General features: G+C 74.9%; 1 pseudogene. It reads left to right on the forward strand.

Features of this window, described 5'->3' with window-relative positions:
• A pseudogene (locus tag V7E45_RS40315) lies at positions 1 to 954 on the forward strand (hypothetical protein); the annotation flags it as partial.

Here is a 954-nt window from a genome sequence, read left to right on the forward strand (position 1 = left end):
GCCGGGGGCCGGGGGGTGCGGGGACTTCGCCACCAACGTCGCTCTGCGGCTCGCTCGGCCGGCTGGGCTGCCGCCGCTCAAGGTCGCCGAGGTGCTGCGGGCTCATCTCCTGGAGTTCCCTGGGATACGGGACGTCGTCGTCACCGGGCCGGGGTTCCTCAACATCAGTCTGGGTGAGGAAGCCGACCCCGTCGTGGCGCTCGTCCGGGAGATCCTGGAGCGCGGTTCCGCCTACGGGCACAGTGACCTGCTCGCCGGGCAGGTCGTCGTGTTGCGGGTGCCGTACGAGGCTCGGGCCGAGGTCGTCGCCGACGCCGTCGTCCGAATCGTCGCCACCCAGGGCGGCTGCGCCGAGGTCGAGCACCGCGAGCCGGTCAACCTCCGGCCCGTGCCTGCGCCGGAGGACCCCGCGCCGCTCGGTGCCGACGCCGCCCAGTGGGCGCTGCTGCATCCCGCGCCGCACGACCGGCCCCGCATCACCGCCGATCATCTGGTGCAGCGGGAGAGCAATCCGCTGTTCCGGGTGCGGTACGCCCACGCCCGTGTCCGGTCCGTCGTGCGCAACGCCGGCCGGCTGGGCTTCGCCGCCGAGCCCGGCCCCATCGGGCCACGTGACTCCGGGTACCTCGAGCTCCGCGAGATGGGGTCCGTCGTGATCCGTGAGTCCGGGGCCCTCGCGGTCCCCGAGGCGGTGTCTGCCGAGGTTCGTGTGTCCGGAGCCCTACCGGCCCGTGAGCCGGGCTCCCTCGCGGTCCCGGTCCCCGAGCCGGCGCCTGCCGAGGTTCGTGAGTTCGGGTCCCTACGGACCCGTGAGCCGGGCTCCCTCGCGGTCCCGGTCCCCGAGTCGGCGCTTGCCGAGGTTCGTGAGTCCGGGTCCCTACCGGCCCGTGAGCCGGCCTCCCCCGTGGTCCCCGAGCCTGCGCCCGCCGAGGCCGGCGAGCCCAGGCCCGCCCA

It is taken from the genome of Streptomyces sp. IBSBF 3136, assembly GCF_036815105.1.
GTDB lineage: Bacteria > Actinomycetota > Actinomycetes > Streptomycetales > Streptomycetaceae > Streptomyces.